General features: G+C 61.9%; 14 protein-coding genes. 4 read left to right on the top strand and 10 right to left on the bottom strand.

Features of this window, described 5'->3' with window-relative positions:
• Position 1 precedes the first annotated feature (1 nt).
• Positions 2-1,669, top strand: coding sequence for a ribonuclease J (locus A8B82_RS02320; protein WP_067287777.1), 1,668 nt, complete (start codon positions 2-4; stop codon positions 1,667-1,669).
• Between the two features lie 225 nt (positions 1,670-1,894).
• Here the strand turns inward: A8B82_RS02320 and A8B82_RS02315 are convergent, their stop codons facing one another.
• A complete protein-coding gene (locus A8B82_RS02315) occupies positions 1,895-2,701 on the bottom strand; it encodes a class I SAM-dependent methyltransferase (RefSeq protein WP_067287775.1) in 807 nt (268 codons plus the stop codon).
• A 100-nt stretch (positions 2,702-2,801) separates the two neighbouring features.
• Here A8B82_RS02315 and A8B82_RS02310 point away from each other — a divergent pair, with 100 nt between their 5' ends.
• On the top strand, positions 2,802-3,491 hold the full coding sequence (locus tag A8B82_RS02310) for a winged helix-turn-helix transcriptional regulator (protein WP_067287771.1): 690 nt from the start codon (positions 2,802-2,804) through the stop codon (positions 3,489-3,491).
• A 254-nt stretch (positions 3,492-3,745) separates the two neighbouring features.
• Here A8B82_RS02310 and A8B82_RS02305 read toward each other — a convergent pair whose 3' ends face one another.
• The 8 genes from A8B82_RS02305 to A8B82_RS02270 form a co-directional block, all read right to left on the bottom strand.
• Positions 3,746-4,471 carry a hypothetical protein gene (locus A8B82_RS02305; RefSeq protein WP_067287769.1) on the bottom strand — a complete coding sequence of 242 codons (726 nt, stop codon included), beginning with the start codon at positions 4,469-4,471 and terminating at the stop codon, positions 3,746-3,748.
• Positions 4,472-4,573: 102 nt separating this feature from the next.
• Positions 4,574-6,076 carry a DEAD/DEAH box helicase gene (locus A8B82_RS02300; RefSeq protein ID WP_067287767.1) on the bottom strand — a complete coding sequence of 501 codons (1,503 nt, stop codon included), beginning with the start codon at positions 6,074-6,076 and terminating at the stop codon, positions 4,574-4,576.
• 135 nt (positions 6,077-6,211) lie between these two features.
• Entirely contained in the window at positions 6,212-7,150 is a 939-nt protein-coding gene (locus tag A8B82_RS02295; RefSeq protein WP_067287766.1) for a glycosyltransferase family 2 protein, read from the bottom strand.
• Positions 7,147-8,766: a peptide chain release factor 3 gene (locus tag A8B82_RS02290; RefSeq protein WP_067287764.1), complete on the bottom strand. Its 1,620-nt coding sequence runs from the start codon at positions 8,764-8,766 to the stop codon at positions 7,147-7,149. The genes A8B82_RS02295 and A8B82_RS02290 overlap by 4 nt, the downstream gene beginning before the upstream one ends.
• A 56-nt stretch (positions 8,767-8,822) precedes the next feature.
• Complete coding sequence (locus A8B82_RS02285; RefSeq protein ID WP_067287914.1) at positions 8,823-9,590, bottom strand: DNA repair protein; 768 nt, start codon at positions 9,588-9,590, stop codon at positions 8,823-8,825.
• A gap of 167 nt (positions 9,591-9,757) precedes the next feature.
• Positions 9,758-10,192 (bottom strand): paraquat-inducible protein A, encoded by a 435-nt coding sequence (locus A8B82_RS02280; protein WP_067287763.1) that lies wholly within the window; start codon positions 10,190-10,192, stop codon positions 9,758-9,760.
• A complete protein-coding gene (gene alr, locus A8B82_RS02275; RefSeq protein ID WP_067287761.1) occupies positions 10,189-11,223 on the bottom strand; it encodes an alanine racemase in 1,035 nt (344 codons plus the stop codon). The genes A8B82_RS02280 and alr overlap by 4 nt, the downstream gene beginning before the upstream one ends.
• A 31-nt stretch (positions 11,224-11,254) precedes the next feature.
• Positions 11,255-12,592 (bottom strand): MBL fold metallo-hydrolase, encoded by a 1,338-nt coding sequence (locus A8B82_RS02270; protein WP_067287759.1) that lies wholly within the window; start codon positions 12,590-12,592, stop codon positions 11,255-11,257.
• On the opposite strand from A8B82_RS02270, the gene A8B82_RS02265 reads away from it, so the two are divergent.
• Both A8B82_RS02265 and A8B82_RS02260 read left to right on the top strand, forming a co-directional pair.
• Complete coding sequence (locus tag A8B82_RS02265; protein ID WP_235604596.1) at positions 12,569-13,390, top strand: sterol desaturase family protein; 822 nt, start codon at positions 12,569-12,571, stop codon at positions 13,388-13,390. The genes A8B82_RS02270 and A8B82_RS02265 overlap by 24 nt on opposite strands.
• Before the next feature lie 73 nt (positions 13,391-13,463).
• Positions 13,464-14,777 (top strand): alpha/beta hydrolase family protein, encoded by a 1,314-nt coding sequence (locus A8B82_RS02260; protein ID WP_067287757.1) that lies wholly within the window; start codon positions 13,464-13,466, stop codon positions 14,775-14,777.
• A gap of 103 nt (positions 14,778-14,880) precedes the next feature.
• Here A8B82_RS02260 and A8B82_RS02255 read toward each other — a convergent pair whose 3' ends face one another.
• Positions 14,881-16,380 carry a replicative DNA helicase gene (locus A8B82_RS02255; protein ID WP_067287756.1) on the bottom strand — a complete coding sequence of 500 codons (1,500 nt, stop codon included), beginning with the start codon at positions 16,378-16,380 and terminating at the stop codon, positions 14,881-14,883.
• Between the last annotated feature and the right edge of the window lie 105 nt (positions 16,381-16,485).

Genomic DNA, 16,485 nt, shown 5'->3' with positions numbered 1-16,485 from the left:
TATGAGCAGCGACAGATTGATCTACCTTCCCCTCGGCGGGGCGGGTGAAATTGGCATGAATGCCTATGTGTATGGCTACGGGAAACCGGGCAAGGAGCGGCTGATCGTCGTGGATATGGGCGTGGCCTTTCCCGATATGGATGGCAGCCCCGGTGTGGACCTGATCCTGCCCGATATCCAATGGCTGAAGGACCGCCGCGACCGGATCGAGGCGATTTTCGTGACCCACGCGCACGAAGACCACGTTGGCGCGGTGGCCCATACCTATGAGGCCCTTCAGGCGCCGATCTATGCCCGGACCTTCACCGCCAACATTGCGCGGCGCAAGATGTCCGAACACGGGCACCCCGAAGACGCGGTGCAAACCGTGGGGGCCTGGCCGCACCAACAGGGCGCGGGGCCGTTCCAGGTCGGCTTCCTGCCGATCTCGCATTCGATCCCTGAATCCTCCGCGCTGGTGATCGACACGCCCGAGGGGCGTCTGATCCACTCCGGCGATTTCAAGATCGACCTGACCCCCGGCGTGGGCGAGGCCTTTGACCCCGCGCTTTGGGCCGAGGTCTGCAAGGATGGGGTCAAGGCGCTGGTCTGTGACAGTACCAACGTGTTTTCCCCGCTGCCGGGCCGGTCCGAGGCAACGCTTGGCCCCGACATCGAAAAGCTGATCAGTGGCGCGTCGGGCATGGTGGTTGCGACCACTTTTGCCTCCAACGTGGCGCGGGTAAAGACGCTGGCGGTTGCGGGTGACAAGGCGGGGCGGTCCATCGTCCTGCTGGGGCGTGCGATGAAACGTATGGTCGAGGCGGCGCTGGAAACCGGCGTGATGAAGGATTTCCCGAACACCGTCAGCCCGGAAGAGGCCCGCGGCATCCCGCGTGAGAACCTCCTGCTGCTGGTCACCGGGTCGCAGGGCGAACGCCGCGCGGCCTCGGCACAGCTTGCCCGTGGCAAGTATCAGGGGATCGAGATGAAGGAAGGGGACATGTTCCTGTTCTCCTCCAAGACGATTCCGGGCAATGAACGCGGCGTGATCCGCATCATCAACCAGTTCTCCGAAATCGGTGTGGATGTGGTGGACGACAGTTCCGGTCTTTACCATGTTTCCGGCCACGCGAACCGGCCTGACCTGGAAACCCTGCATGACGTGGTCAAGCCACAGGTGCTGATCCCGATGCATGGCGAACACCGTCACCTGCGTGAACACGTCAAGATCGCGGATGCCAAGGGCATCACCGGTGTGCTGGCCGTCAATGGCATGATGATCGACCTCAGCGGCAATAAACCCACTGTGGCCGAATACGTCGAGACCGGGCGCACCTATCTGGATGGGTCGGTGCAGATCGGCGCGCTGGATGGGGTTGTCCGCGACCGGATCCGCATGGCGCTGAACGGGCATGTGACCGTGACGGTGATCCTGGACGAGGATGACGAGCCGCTGGGCGACCCCTGGGTCGACATGATGGGCCTGCCTGAGACGGGCCGCTCCAAGGCACCACTTGCCGATGTGATCGAAGCCGACCTGAGCCAGTTCCTGGGCCGGTCCAAGGCCGCCACGCTGCGCGACGATGACAAGCTGAACGAGGGTCTGAAACGCGCCGTGCGCCAGTCCGCGCAGAACGAGATCGGCAAAAAGCCCGAAGTGACAGTTGTGGTCAGCCGGTTGAGCTGATCCGGCTGGGGCAGCAATAGCGTGTCGCGTTCATTTTCTTTCACAGAATGCGCTCCAACCTGTTGATTTTGCTTAACCGAGGAACTCATCACCAGTTCCCACTATTGAGCAATATGCTCTGATGCAAAGCGCTAAGGTCGAACAGGGGGCAGCCGGAAGGCTGCCCTTTGCAAAGCTGTCGTTTCCGTTCATGCCAAGGACCGGGTCTAGACCGAATACTTCGCGTTACGGGTGCGTCCAGACAGCGATATGCGCAGGGGCCGGAAAGGTAACCGAGCCGTCGCTGGCGGCGAACCGAACCATCCGCTCCTCAGCTTTCGCGACCAGTTCTTCAAATCCGGCATCGTCGATCAAGTCCGCCAGGGTCCAGCCGCGCACATCCATCCGAACCCAGTCCCGAATTGACGCAAACCGTGCGTTCCCAGAGCAAATGGCCAGCCTGGCACCCTGAAGACCGGCCTTGTCCAGCACAGCGCGCAATGCAGCCCTGTCGCCCAGAACGAAGGGCGCACGCAGGGCGTCAGCGGCGACCGTTCCGAACATTTCGTCGATCAGCGCGATCATCTCGGCATAGCCGGGCGAATTGTCTGCGCTGTCCCAGACAGACAGGGCGATCCGCCCGCCGGGGCGCAACACCCGCCGCATTTCCTGCAACGCCTGTACAGGATCTTCAAAGAACATCAGTCCGAATTGGCAAAGTACGGAGTCGAAGGAATTGGCATCAAATGGCATGTCCTCTGCCATGCTTTCGAACCACTCGATCGACGGCGCTTTTGCTTGTGCCACTGCCAACATGCCACTGTTCCGGTCAAGCCCGGCAACCCTGCCATTTGGGCGGTTGCGTGCCGCCGCTTCGCGTGTCGTTGCCCCCGTTCCGCAGGCAACATCCAGCACGGCGTCACCCGGCTTGATCCCTGCGGCATCGCACAGAGGCCCTGCCCATTCACCGAACAAGGCCGGTACGAAGAATTCGTCATAGATCTCTGCGGCCGATTTGGTGACCTGTCCTGTCGTTGCGGCGTTCCTTGGCATGGTTGCACTCCTTCTTTTCCTACTTCTGACAGGTCCAGAGTGACGTAAGCGGAGGAACGGGATATAGTTCTAAAACTGTAGCAAAACGAAGGTGAACGGCATGAAGTCCTATGGCCAGTTCTGCCCGGTTGCCAAAGCGGCAGAGCTTTTTTGCGAGCGCTGGAACGCATTGATCATACGTGATCTTGCCGCCGGTGCGCGACGGTTTTCCGAACTGCAACGCGGTGTGCCATTGATGTCGCCCTCGCTGCTGTCGTCGCGACTTAAATGGTTGATCGAGGAAGGCGTGGTCATGCGTCACGACTTTGGCGAGCGCCGCCAAGGGTATGTCCTGACTGAATCGGGTCGCGAGTTCGTGCCGCTGGTCGAGGCTTTGGGGGTCTGGGGCCAGCGCTGGACAAGGCGCGAGCTGAAGAAACACGAAATGGATCTGGGGCTGCTTGTATGGAGTCTGGAAAGCACCTCGAATCCAAAGGCTTTCGGCAACAGGCGCTGCCTGATCCGGCTTGAATTGACCGACCAAATTCCGTCGAAAAGATTCTGGTGGTTTCTCAATCAGAAAGACCGCTGCGAGCTATGCATCGACGATCCGGGCGGAGAGGTGAACCTCTATCTTGCCTGTACACTGGCGGACGCAATCTACATCGTTCGCGGCGATTGTACCTTGCCCCGCGCCATGGAAACGCAACAGTTGGAGGTGCTGGGGGATACCTGGGCGCAAGGCAAGCTGTCGGAATGGTTCAATCTGGGGCCGCTGACCAAGGTCGCATCCAGCCGAACCCTACGGTAAATGCATGTCTGCTTATGGCGTCCGGCCTTTGACCTGAGGCAAATGACAGCGCCAATGTCCCGAAAGCGCACAGCGCGGCAGGGTGTTGGCCGTTCAAGTTCAAGGCGCGGCGGCCCGCGGCCTTGGCTCCGCGCGAGGGGAAAGCGGAATGGGCCGCTGACCAGTCCCCTGCTGCTTCAGGCAGAATTGATGCATATTCAGGCCTGAAGCGCTGCCCGTTCCATTGCTGCGAAAGCCGCCCCCGACCAAACCGCTCAATCGGCGGCGTCTTCCAGCGGCGCGTTCTCCTGGTCGAGGGGGGCATCCAGCACGGGGACATCCTCCACCGGGGCCGCGACGGGCAATACCTCTTCCGCCCCGCTGCACATATAGACGGCCCCGCCCACTGCGAGGACAGAGACACCCACCGCCGCCAGCGCGGCGGGGGTGGACAGGGCCGTGACCACCGTTGAACTGGTGCTCCCGATGTTCGAGATCAGCGTGCCGGCACTGCCCGACAGGATCATCGCGCCCGATTTATGCGCCACGGCAATCGCGGCGGCAGGGTCCGTCACCGTTGCCACGGCGGTGTTTGCGATGGATCGCGTCACCGCCACTGTTTCGGCCTTTGTCGTGTTCACCCGCTGGCAGACAGTGGTGCGGCAAAGCCCGCGAAAGTTGCGCTCACCGGGGACCAGGAAAAACCCGGTCTTGTCGTCCTGTGTCAGGCAATAACCGTCGATCTGGTTGTCCGGCACCGTGGTCGCAAGATAATCGTAGAGCACGCCGCTCAGGCAGGCGGGGGGCGTGCCCCAGGCGCGATTCCACTTGGCCGAGGGCCAGTTCAGCAGTTTTTCACGGGTTTTGACGTCTTCGGCGAAGGTGGCGAAATTGTCCGCCTCGATCACGACTTCGCTGCCATTGACCATGGCGCGGCAGCGCTCTGCCGTGGCGGCAGAGGCGTAAAGAACAAGCAGCAGGGAAAGGAACAAGCGCAGCATCTGTCGGGCCTTATGCGGTTTGACCGAACGTACCATGCCAATGCGGCGGCACCACGGGATCGTGCTGCCGCCTGCTGTTTTTTGCCGATCAGCCCCGAAGGCTCAATCGCGGTCCTCGAAGCTCAATCCGATAAAGTCCGGGGTGTGATCGCCCAGGCCCACGACGCGGTTGTCGTTTCCACGGCTGTTCTGGCTGCGGCTGCGCGAACCGGAGTTGCGGTCCTGCGCTTCGTTCCGGGTGGATTGCGCGGGTTTTTTCGGCTCGGATTTTTTCGGTTCGGACTTCGGCTCCGGCTTTTCCTGAGCCTCGACAGCGGGCTTTGCCTCGGCTGCCGGTTTTGCCGCCGCCTCGGGCTTTGGCGTGTCCGACTTGGGCTTGCGGCTGCGCGAGCGGGTCTTTTTGGGCTTGTCGGCGGTATCGTCGGCAACAGGTGCCGCCTCTGCCGCATTGCCGCCGCCCAGCGGGTTGTCCATTCGCGGGATCTCACGCTCGACCAAACGCTCCACATCCGCGAGGTTCTTTTCGTCGCGGGGGATGCAGATCATGATCGCCTTGCCGTCACGGCCGGCGCGGCCGGTCCGACCGATGCGGTGCACGTAATCCTCTGCGTGGCTGGGCACGTCGAAGTTGAAGACATGGCTGACCGCAGGCACATCGAGGCCGCGTGCGGCCACATCAGAGGCCACGAGAAAGCGCAGATCGCCCGCGCGGAAACCATCGAGGGTGCGCGTGCGCTGGCTCTGGTCCAGGTCACCGTGGATCGGGGCGGCGTCATAGCCGTATTTTTTCAATGACTTGGCCACCACGTCCACATCCATCTTGCGGTTGCAAAAGATGATCGCGTTGGTGCATTTGTCGCCTTCGCCGTCGATCAGCGCGCGCAGCAGGTTGCGCTTTTCGGTGGCTTCGTGGTCCTTGCGGGAGGCTTTGAACATCACCACGCCCTGGGTGATATTCTCGCCCGTCGTGGCCTGCCGCGCCACTTCGATGCGGGCGGGGTTGGACAGGAAAGTGTTGGTGATCCGCTCGATCTCGGGCGCCATGGTGGCCGAGAAGAACAGCGTCTGGCGGGTAAAGGGCGTGAGGCCAAAGATACGCTCGATGTCGGGAATGAACCCCATGTCGAGCATCCGGTCAGCCTCGTCCACCACCATGACCTTGACGTCGTTCAGGATCAGCTTGCCGCGTTCGAAATGGTCAAGCAGGCGGCCCGGTGTGGCGATCAGCACATCGACGCCCTTGTCGATCAGCTTGTCCTGCTCGCCGAAGGACACGCCGCCGATCAGCAGCGCCTTGGTCAGGTTCACGTGTTTGGCATAGGTGTCAAAGTTCTCGGCCACCTGGGCGGCCAGTTCGCGGGTCGGGCACAGCACCAGGCTGCGCGGCATCCGCGCCCTTGCGCGGCCCCGCGCCAGCATGGTGATCATCGGCAGCGTAAAGCTGGCGGTCTTGCCGGTGCCGGTCTGGGCGATGCCCAGAACGTCGCGACCTTCAAGGGCAGGGGGGATGGCCCCGGCCTGAATGGGTGTGGGGATTTCATAGCCCGCTTCGGCAATCGCCTTAAGGACCTTGGGATTCAAGTTCAGATCAGAAAATTTTGTCATGTGTGTCCGTGTTTTGCGGACACTCATTTGGCCCGCAGCAGCAATCATGCAGGCCCCCGTGGCCCAAGGCGGCCCTGCCGCTACATGTTGCGACCGCATAGCAACATAACGGCCTGCGGTCAAACAGATGTCCGTTCAGCCCGCCCAATCGGGGAAATGTGTGGCCAAATGGGTGCTTAGCCGTAGATCGGCACGGTGCAGCAGATCATGGGCGGCCAGCCGGGCGCGGTGGTCGGGGGTGTCGGCGCAGACTTCGTCATAAAAGGCGCGCAGACCGGTTTCACCCTCTTCGGCCTCAAGGATGGCGAAGAATTCGTTCAGGGTCAGCCCGCCGCGCACGCGCGGCTTGGCGGGGCCAAGTTCGGCACGGTATGACCCTTTCTCAAGCCGGAACCGATAGGCGGCCTGCCAGTCTTTCCAGGATTTTGCATGGGCGTGGGCCAGCCGCAGTTCTGACAGTTCTTGCGTGCCTTCGATCATGTCGGACCCGCGAAAGGCGTTGTGGATGCGGATCGTGATGCCATCCATTCCCGTCCTGACAAAGACCTTTCCCGCCAGATGGCTCAGAAACCCGCCTTTGATGTATTCGCCGAAGGTCGGATAGACCGCGTTCACGATGCGCTCGCGCGCGGGGCCGTTGGGGATAAAGCGTTTGAAGGCGGTGCCGTCGCCGCCCAGCATCTCCATCGGGCGGGCGCGGGCGGTTTCCACCTGCGCCGGGACATCGGCCAGATGATCGGCCACGGGGCGGTCGCTGACCAGAAACTCGTCCACGTCGATATGGGCGAGCCAGTCCACATCCCCCGCGCGGCCATAGGCATGGGTGGCATTCAGGGTCTGGCGCGACTGGTGTTTGACCGGCGGCTTGCCGATCAGCGCCTGCCAATGCGCAGTGTCGCACAGGGTCACCCGGCATTTCGGGTGGTTTTCCAAGGCCGTCTGCGCTGCCGGGTTCGGTGCGTCCAGATAGATGAACAGCCGGTGCGCGCCTGCCTCAAGGTGATAGGCGGCAAAGCGCAGAATTTCCTCTGCCGGGGCCTTGATCGTCGCGACAATGCCCCAGCGCGGGCTCACGCCATCATTTCCTTGGTCGCGGTCAGGCGCACATCGGGATAATCGCGGTCGACCCGGTCGATATCCCATTGCAGGCGCGTCAGATACACGATGTCGCCGTCGTGGTCATGGGCGATGTGCTGCTTGTTGGCCTCGGCGAACTTGTCCACCGCCTGTTTGGTGCCATTGACCCAGCGGGCCGAGGTGAATTGCGACGATTCAAACCGCACTGGCAGCCCGTATTCCAGCTCGATCCGGCTGGCCAGCACCTCGAACTGCAACTGGCCCACAACGCCCACCACAAAGCCGGAGCCGATGGAGGGTTTGAAGACCTTGGCGGCGCCTTCCTCGGCGAATTGCATCAAGGCTTTCTCAAGGTGCTTTGCCTTCATCGGGTCGCCCGCGCGCACGCCCTGCAACAGTTCGGGCGCAAAGGACGGGATGCCCGTCACCCGGATCGCCTCGCCTTCTGTCAGCGTGTCGCCGATGCGCAGCTGGCCGTGGTTGGGAATACCGATGATGTCACCGGCCCAGGCTTCCTCGGCCAGTTCGCGGTCAGAGGCAAGGAACATCACCGGATTGGTGATCGCCATCGGCTTTTTCGACCGCACATGGGTCAGCTTCATGCCCCGTGTGAAATGGCCCGAGGCAAGCCGGACAAAGGCCACGCGGTCGCGGTGCTTGGGGTCCATGTTGGCCTGCACCTTGAAAACAAAGCCCGAGACGTTCTTTTCCTCCGGCAGGATCTGGCGCGGCTCGGCGGATTGGATCTGCGGCTCCGGCCCATAGGTGGCGATGCCGTCCATCAGTTCCTTGACGCCAAAGGAGTTGATGGCCGAGCCGAACCAGATCGGGGTCAGCGACCCTTCGGCCATCAGTGCAGCATCCAGCGGCGGCATCAGTTCGCGAACCATCTCAAGGTCCTCGCGCAGCTTTTCCAACAGGGCGGGCGGCACGTGCTGGGCCAGCTTGGGGTCATCCAGCCCCTCGATCTTGATGCTTTCCGACACTTTGTTGCGGTCGGCGCGGTCCATCAGTTCCAGCCGGTCGCGCAGGATGTCATAGCAGCCCAGAAAATCGCGGCCGACGCCGATGGGCCAGCTTGCCGGGGTCACGTCGATGGCAAGGTTTTCCTGAATCTCGTCGATGATCTCGAACACATCGCGGGATTCGCGGTCCATCTTGTTACAGAAGGTCAGGATCGGCAGGTCACGCATGCGGCAGACCTCGAACAGCTTCTGGGTCTGGCTTTCCACACCCTTGGCCCCGTCGATCACCATCACGGCGGCATCCACTGCTGTCAGCGTGCGGTAGGTATCTTCGGAAAAGTCAGAGTGGCCCGGCGTGTCCACCAGATTGAAGCGGTAATTGCGGTCCTTGCCCTGAAAATCGAAGGACATGGCCGAGGCCGAGACGGAAATGCCCCGGTCCTTTTCCATCGCCATGAAGTCGGAGCGCGTGCGCCGCGCTTCGCCCTTGGCGCGGACCTGTCCGGCCATCTGGATCGCCCCGCCAAACAGCAGGAATTTCTCCGTCAGCGTGGTTTTTCCCGCGTCAGGGTGGCTGATGATCGCAAAGGTGCGACGCCGCGCGATTTCGGGCGGCAATTCGGGGCGGTTTTGGGGGGTGTCCAACATGGATTGGCGTATATATTCGGGGCCAGTCCGGGGCAAGCGCGACCTGAGCCTGCCGGTTATTCAGCGGCTTTGGGTTGCAGGTCGACGATGGTATTGTCCAGCGCGGTCGGGTCGCTGCGCATTGTTTTCTCAAGTCCTAGTTCGGGCATGATTTCATGCATTTCACTGCGCAGCCTGTCCAACTGGGCGGCAGCGACGCTTTCTTCCAGTTCGATCTCATGGACCCAGTGCTTCAATTCGGTCGAAATGCTCTTGGCCTGTTCCAGCCTGCTGTTGAACAGTTCGATCTCCTGTTGGCGCTGCTCAAGGAAGTTGCGCGCGCGGGCGATCTTGTCATCGGCATAGACGGTCGCCAGCTCGCGGCTGATGTGGCTCATCTGGGCGGCGACCTCCAGCAGGGTGGGTTCCAGGGTGCTGAGATCCGGGTGGTCGCGCAGATAGGCCAGACGCTCGCGCACCGCATCGAATTCAGAGCTGAGCTTGAAGGTCTGCGCGCGGTCTGCGGCATGGACCGCGTGATAGGCCTGCGCCACATCGCGCATCCCGATGGAAAAGGACCGGTGCGAGTTTTCAAGCTGCATGATGCGGCGGTTGGAGGGCAGAAAGAAACACAGGCCCACCGCCAGAACCGTCAGCCCGATCTGTGCATACATCCCGGCCTCCGGCACGGGCTGGCCCTGAAAATAGACTGTCAGGCTGACCCAGGACCATTGACCAAGCACCGCCATGGCAGTGGCCCCCAGCAGGGCCAGCGCGGCAACAAGAAATATGGCCAATGCAAGGCGCTGCATCAGGTATTGGAGCAGGTAAAGAACAGCGCGAATATGCGACAAGAGATTATTCCCCCACGGATAACCTTCATCGGCAAGTTTATGCTTATCGCGGATTATTACTATGAAAAAGAACGGGCTGGGCCTGAAAAGTTAACGAATACGCGTCCTATGACATATTCCGTCATTTCGTTGTTTCCCGATTTTGGCCAATCCGGGTGTTATCCCGTCGATTGTTCAGTCCGCCATGCGACCAGGATTGAGGCGAGAATGCAGCCGGTGAACAGGTACAATCCCCACGCCGTTTCAATCCGTCCGACGCCGATTCCCTTGGCCAGGGTGATGTAGAGCGCGATCAGAAAGATGTCCGCCATTGCCAGCTTGCCCAGAAACGACAGCACGGGCAGGGCGCGGCGGCTGAGCAGGTCAAAATGGACCAGCGACAGGCCGATGGTCTTGAGGTAGGGCGCGAAGAGCGCAAACAGGGTGACCACCAGCGCCAGAAAAATGTCCGAGGCCCAGAGCGATTGCAGCCCGGTCAGCACGGAAATCTCCTCCAGCCCGAACAGCGGCAGCAGGCCCGCCCGCATCAGCGGTGCCGCCCATGCGACGGGGTAGAGAACCAGCAGCGCAAGGTTCAGCGCCTTGAGGGTCACTTCAGATAGACCCGGTCATAGCGCGCGCCCAGCGAGGTCAGGATCTCGTACCCGATGGTGCCGGCAAAATCTGCGACGGTGTCGACAGACTGGTGCAACCCGATCAATTGCAGATGTTCCGGCACGTCCGCCAGGGCGGTGACATCGACCGTGAGCATGTCCATCGACACGCGGCCCGCCAGCGGCAGCTTGTGCCCGTCATGGGTCAGGGTTGCGTTGTTTCCCATCGCGCGGATCAGCCCGTCGGCATAACCGCCGCAGACGGTTGCGATGCGCATCGGGCCAGGGGCGACAAAGGTGTTGCCGTATCCCACTGTCTCGCCCTGTGCGACTTCGCGCACCTGAACGACGGGAAGGTCCAGCGTGACCACCGGCATTGCATCGACAAAGGGCAGCCCGCCATAAAGCCCGACTCCGGGGCGTGTCATGTCGAAGTGAAAGGCCGGTCCCAGCAGCGTGCCGCCGGTTGCGGCCATGGACCGGGGCACATCCAGCCCTTCGGTCATGTCCTTGAAGTTCTGCAATTGCATGGCATTCATCGGGTGGTCCGGTTCGTCGGCACAGGCCAGATGCGACATGATCAGCCTGGGCTTTTGCGCCAGCGCGATGTCACGCAGGGCGGACCATTCGGCAGGCTCCATCCCCAGCCGGTTCATGCCGCTGTCCAACTGCAAGCCAAAGGGGTGGCCCGGCACCGATTCCACATGGATCAGAAGCTGATCGACCGAGTTGATCATCGGCACCAGGCCCGCCTCGCGGATCATGTCGGCGTCGCCGGGCATATGGCCCGAAAAGACGTTGATCGCGGGGCCGGCCCCGATGACACGCCGCAGCTGCACGCCTTCTTCTGCCGAATGTACGAAAAAGCTCCGCGCCCCGGCTGCGGCCAGGGCTGGCCCGACGCGGGCGACGCCAAGACCATAGGCATCGGCCTTGATCACGGCCGCAGTCTCGCAGGTGGAAAGGGCGTCCAGAGCGCGCCAGTTGGCGGCGATGGCGGGCAGGTCGATGGTCAGGGTCGGTGTGGTCATGGGGCTGTGCTGGTCCTATCGGGGAAAAGGGTCAAGTGTCCCTGCGCTTCATCTTGGCGCTGACGCCGCGCAGGCGTTCCAGGAAAATTCCGATGATCTTGGGGTTCAGGAAAAGACCGGGGCCAAAGCGGATGCCGAGATTGTTCAGGTTCTCGATCGAGATCGAGCGCGCGGCGCGGGAAAATCCGCCGCTGCGGGCCTCTTCGAAGGTGCCGTTGACGCCCAGCGTGTCGAACCCGAAGGAATTCGAGAACAGGAAGTTCAGGCTTTCGGAATGCATGATCAGATCGGCGGGATCATCGGTTTTTGTCAAGGTGCCGCGCGGCGGGTCGATCCGCCAGCTTTGGCCGGTGTCGTCCAGATGCACCACGACGGGCTGCAACACCCGGATTGGGGACAGCGCCTGCGCCAGCCGCATTGCAGGGCGGGAATTGTTGGTGAACACGCGGTCGCGCCATGTGGCGAAACTGGCGCGCAGGGTCGCTTCCTCGACACTGTCGTAGGTCATCAGGTCGCGGCCCGCGCGGTCAAAGTGGTCGGCCCAGAAGGCCACGGCAGCCGCGTTCTGGCCGGGGGGCACGGTGCCGCCCGTCACATCGCCCGGTTGCATGACACAGAGCGCGAAGGGCGCATCCTGAAACGCCTCGATCACGTCCTCGGGCCGGTTCGCGGCGTCGTTCAGATAGGCGTTGCGCTGATGGGCAAAGCTGACAAAACTGGCAAAAGGGATGACGGTTTTTGGTTCAAGAACCTCTGCCTGTATCCTGATATTGTTCAGTTTTTCCTGCGCTGCATCTTCGCGCCAGTCGCGGTTTTCCCGCCCGCCTTTCCAGGCGGCATAGCTGAACTGGGTCAGCAGGATGTCACAGGTGCCAACCGCGTCGCGGATCTCGCGGGCGCGTTCCGCTGTGCGCACCGCGCAGTCGTTCAGGTTCAGCACATGGCTGTCGCCCATGCGCACGGACAGCGCCGAATCGTAGAATTCATCCTTCAGACAGGTCACGGAAACGCCGCTGCCCAGATCATGCGCCTTGCCGAATGTCAGTTCGGTCAGGTCCATTCCCTGCGCGCGCAGGAATTTCGCCACCCGCTGGTCGTCGATGTCCTGGAACAGCAGCTTGATGCCGCGCTGGCGGATCACATCGCCCCAGCGCTTGAAAAACCCGATGGAGAAATGATCGGGGTGTTCATGGCTGATCCAGATGTGGGTCACGCGCGCAAGCAGGTCCTCGATGCGGTCTTCCGGTGTCTCCACCAACAGGCGCCAGCCCTTGTGAAAGGCGGGGCCGCTGTACCAGGGGTCGGACAGCAGGCCAACCTGACCATGGGTCATCAGGACCGAGGCATGGTTGACGAATTCGATCTGCATCACGATGCTCCGCTGGGCGAGGGTTGTTTCCGTCTAACCAAGACCGTCAGGGGGGTAAAGCAGATGCAGCGGGTGAAGATCATGGCGTCGCATCTGTCACTTGTTGTCATGGCGCTGGCCTTTGTGCTTGGCGTGGCGGCGCTGGCCATCGCCGGACCGGGCTGGGTCTGGGCGCTGGTGCCGCTGGGGATTGGGGCGCAATTGCTGAATGAATACAACCTGCATCGCTTTGTCTTTCACCTGAAACCGCCGCGCCGGCAGTGGGCTTTTGACCTGCTCTATCGTGCGCATTACGGGCATCACGATTTCCCGACAAATAGCGGGCTGTTCTTTGTCCCCGTCTGGGTTGCGCTGCCGATGCTGGCCGGCAATTTCCTGCTGGTCTGGGGCATCACCGCCCTGATGGGCCTGCCGGATGCGCTGTGGATCGCGGTGGCCATCGTGCCGGTGGGCGGGGTGGCAATGTTCATGGTCTATGAATGGTTCCACATGACCGCGCATTTGAACATCCCCAAGTCCCGCGCCGCCGCCCATGTCACACGGCTGCACAACCAGCACCATTTCCGCGATTTCTCGAAATGGTTCCACGTCAGCCCCGGCGGGCTGATCATCGACCGCGCGATGGGCACCGATATCGACCGCGAGGCGCTGAAGACCCGGCAGCGCATCGACTTTATCCGCACGTTGGGCATGCGGCCCGACGATCCACGCCTGATCGCGGCGCGGGCGCGCTTTGCTCCGCGCTTTGGCATCAGCGGCGCGCAGGTGACGCAGGCCGCAAGTGTGAAGTCTTCGTAACGTCACCTTATCATTGCTTGCCCTGTCTCAAGATGCGCCTAAGCTCTGGGTACAATCATAAAGGGAGAGGACCATGAAACATATCATCGTCGCAACGGCGACAATTGCCCTGGGGGTGGGCGGCGCATTGGCCGAGAACAGGATTGACACGCAACTGCCCAACGCCCCTTCACTGGCGGCCTATGGCGACATGCCCGTGGGCGTGCGGACGATTGAAATGGTCCACCCCGACCAGATCGACATTCTGGCCATTGACCCGCAGGCCGAGAAGCCCGCCGAATGGCCGCGCTATGACCGTCCGCTGACGGTCGAGATGTGGTATCCGGCGGCCGAGGGCGCGACCGGCGATACCAGCATGAAGGCCTTCCTGCGCGATGGCACCACCGAGGTCACGCTGCAGGGCCAGGCCCACCGCGATGCGGCCCCCGCCGGGGGTGCCGAGGCCTATCCGCTGGTGCTGATCAGCCATGGCTATCCGGGCAACCGGTTCCTGCTGGCGCATCTGGCGGAAAACCTGGCTTCCAAGGGCTATGTCGTGGCCTCCATCGACCATACGGACAGCACCTATCGCACCCAGGCGGCGTTTGGGTCGACCCTGGTGAACCGGTCGCTGGACCAGCTCTTTGTGCTGGAGCAGATGGCGCAGGAGGCCGCCGAGGGCGGTGAATTCGCCGGGCTGTACGATGCCGACAACACCGGGTTGATCGGCTATTCCATGGGCGGCTACGGCGCTGTGATCACGGCAGGCGGCGGGGTGACCGAAGCCTCTGTCGGGTATCCATGGGGCGGGCCGCATGGCACGCTGGGCATCCATCAGGCGGGGTCCGAAACCCATGAAAACCTGCCCGATCCGCGTATCAGGACCGCCGTGGCCTTTGGCCCCTGGGGAATGAACACAGGGTTCTGGGATGCCGAAGGACTGGCCGGTGTTCAGATTCCGATGCTGTTCATCGCAGGCTCGCAGGACGATACATCGCTTTACGAAAAGGGCGTGCGGGCGATCTGGGACAACGTGTCGGGCGTCGAGACGGCGCTGCTGACCTATATCAACGCCGGTCACAATGCCGGTGCGCCGATGCCTGCGCCCGAAGAAAGCTATTACTTCAGCGAAGACAAGGGCTTCAACATTTCCGAACACTATACCGATCCGGTCTGGAACACCGCGCGGATGAACAACGTCGCGCAGCATTTCGTGACCGCCTGGATGGATGCCCGGCTGAAAGGCGACGGGTCGGCGGCCGAGTATCTGGACCTGGTGGAGAATTCCAACGATGGCGTCTGGTCGATGAACGAGGACGGCACCGAAAAGGAAGACCACAGCTATTGGAAGGGTTTTGCTGAAGGCACGGCAAAGGGGCTGATGTACGAGGTCAAGACCCCCGGATAAGCGGGAAAGGGCACCGCCATAATGCGGTGCCCTTTCGTAACAGGTTCGAATTTTTCGAAAAATTCGGTCCGGAGTTTTTGAAAACTCCGGCGCGTGACGCGGATCAGAATTCCTGATCGCCGCCGCCGTTTTGCTGCCAGGGTTTGACCAGGTTGCCAAAGCGGGTAAAGCGCCCTTCAAAGCTGAGGTCGACCGTGCCGATGGGGCCGTGACGCTGCTTGCCGATCACCACCTCGGCGCGCCCGTGCAGGCGTTCCATTTCCTCTTGCCAGGCGGCCATTTTCTCAAGCTCGTGATCGCCCGGTTTTTCGCGTTCCTTGTAGTATTCCTCGCGGAACACAAACATCACCACATCGGCATCCTGTTCGATGGAGCCTGATTCACGCAGGTCCGACAGCTGCGGACGTTTGTCTTCGCGGTTTTCCACCTGGCGGCTGAGCTGGGACAGCGCGATGACCGGAATGTCCAATTCCTTGGCAATTGCCTTGAGCCCCATGGTGATCTCGGAAATCTCGTTCACCCGGTTTTCCGACTTGCCGGTGCCGCGCACCAGTTGCAGGTAGTCCACGATCAGCAGGTCAAGCCCATGGGTCCGTTTCAGGCGCCGCGCGCGGGCGGCCAGCTGGCTGATCGGCAAGGCGGGCGTGTCGTCGATGAAAAGCGGGCAGGCCTCCAGCGCCTTGGCGGCGTCCACGAAGCGGCGGAATTCGGTTTCGGTCATGTCGCCGGAGCGGATCTGCTGGCTGGGAATCTCGGCGGCCTCCGACAGGATGCGCGCGGCAAGCTGTTCGGCGCTCATTTCCAGCGAATAAAAGCCGACCACGCCGCCATCGACAGCCCCTTCGGTGCCGTCATGGGTCATCCCGCGCTTGTAGGCCTTGGCCACGTTGAAGGCGATGTTGGTTGCCAGCGAGGTCTTGCCCATGGAGGGGCGTCCCGCAAGGATCAGCAGGTCAGAGCGGTGCAAGCCGCCCAGCTTGGCGTCCATGTCGATCAGCCCGGTAGAGACACCCGAGAGCCCGCCATCGCGCTGATAGGCGGCGTTCGCGACATTAACAGCGTCTGTTACCGCCTTGAGAAAGCTTTGAAATCCGCTTTCGACCTGGCCCTGTTCGGCCAGTTGGTAAAGCTTCTGTTCCGCTTCGACGATCTGTTCGCGCGGTTCTGATTCCACGTCGACCTGCGCGGCCTTGGCAGAGATATCACGACCAAGCTGGATCAGATCGCGGCGCACCGCGAGGTCATAGATCATCTGCGCATAGTCGCGCACGGCAAAGGCGCTGATTGCGGCCCCTGCAAGGCGGGCAAGATAGGCGGGGCCGCCGAGTTCCTTCAGGCCCTCGTCGTCTTCCATGAAAGCCTTGAGGGTCACCGGGCTGGCAAGGTTGTTCTTGGCGATCCGCTGGGCTGCAATGTCATAGATGCGCGCATGGACGGGGTCGTAGAAATGCTTGGCCCCGATGATGGAGGCGACGCGGTCGTAAATGTCGTTGTTGGTCAGGATCGCGCCCAGAAGCTGCTGCTCGGCCTCGATGGAATGCGGCATCGTTTCCGGTGCCTGCACGGCGATATTGCTCGCGTTCAGCGATGTGATCTCGTTCATTGTCTCACCCGTTTGTCCCGTGGGCTGTCATAGGCAGCGCGGTGCGCGGGGGCAAATTGTATGTTTTTGTGGATATCTGGTGGAGAACCGCCCGCACACCACATC

Origin of the sequence: Sulfitobacter sp. EhC04, from assembly GCF_001650875.1 — a bacterium.
In the GTDB taxonomy this organism is placed as follows: Bacteria; Pseudomonadota; Alphaproteobacteria; order Rhodobacterales; family Rhodobacteraceae; genus Sulfitobacter.
This window is presented reverse-complemented; position numbering and strand designations above follow the sequence as displayed.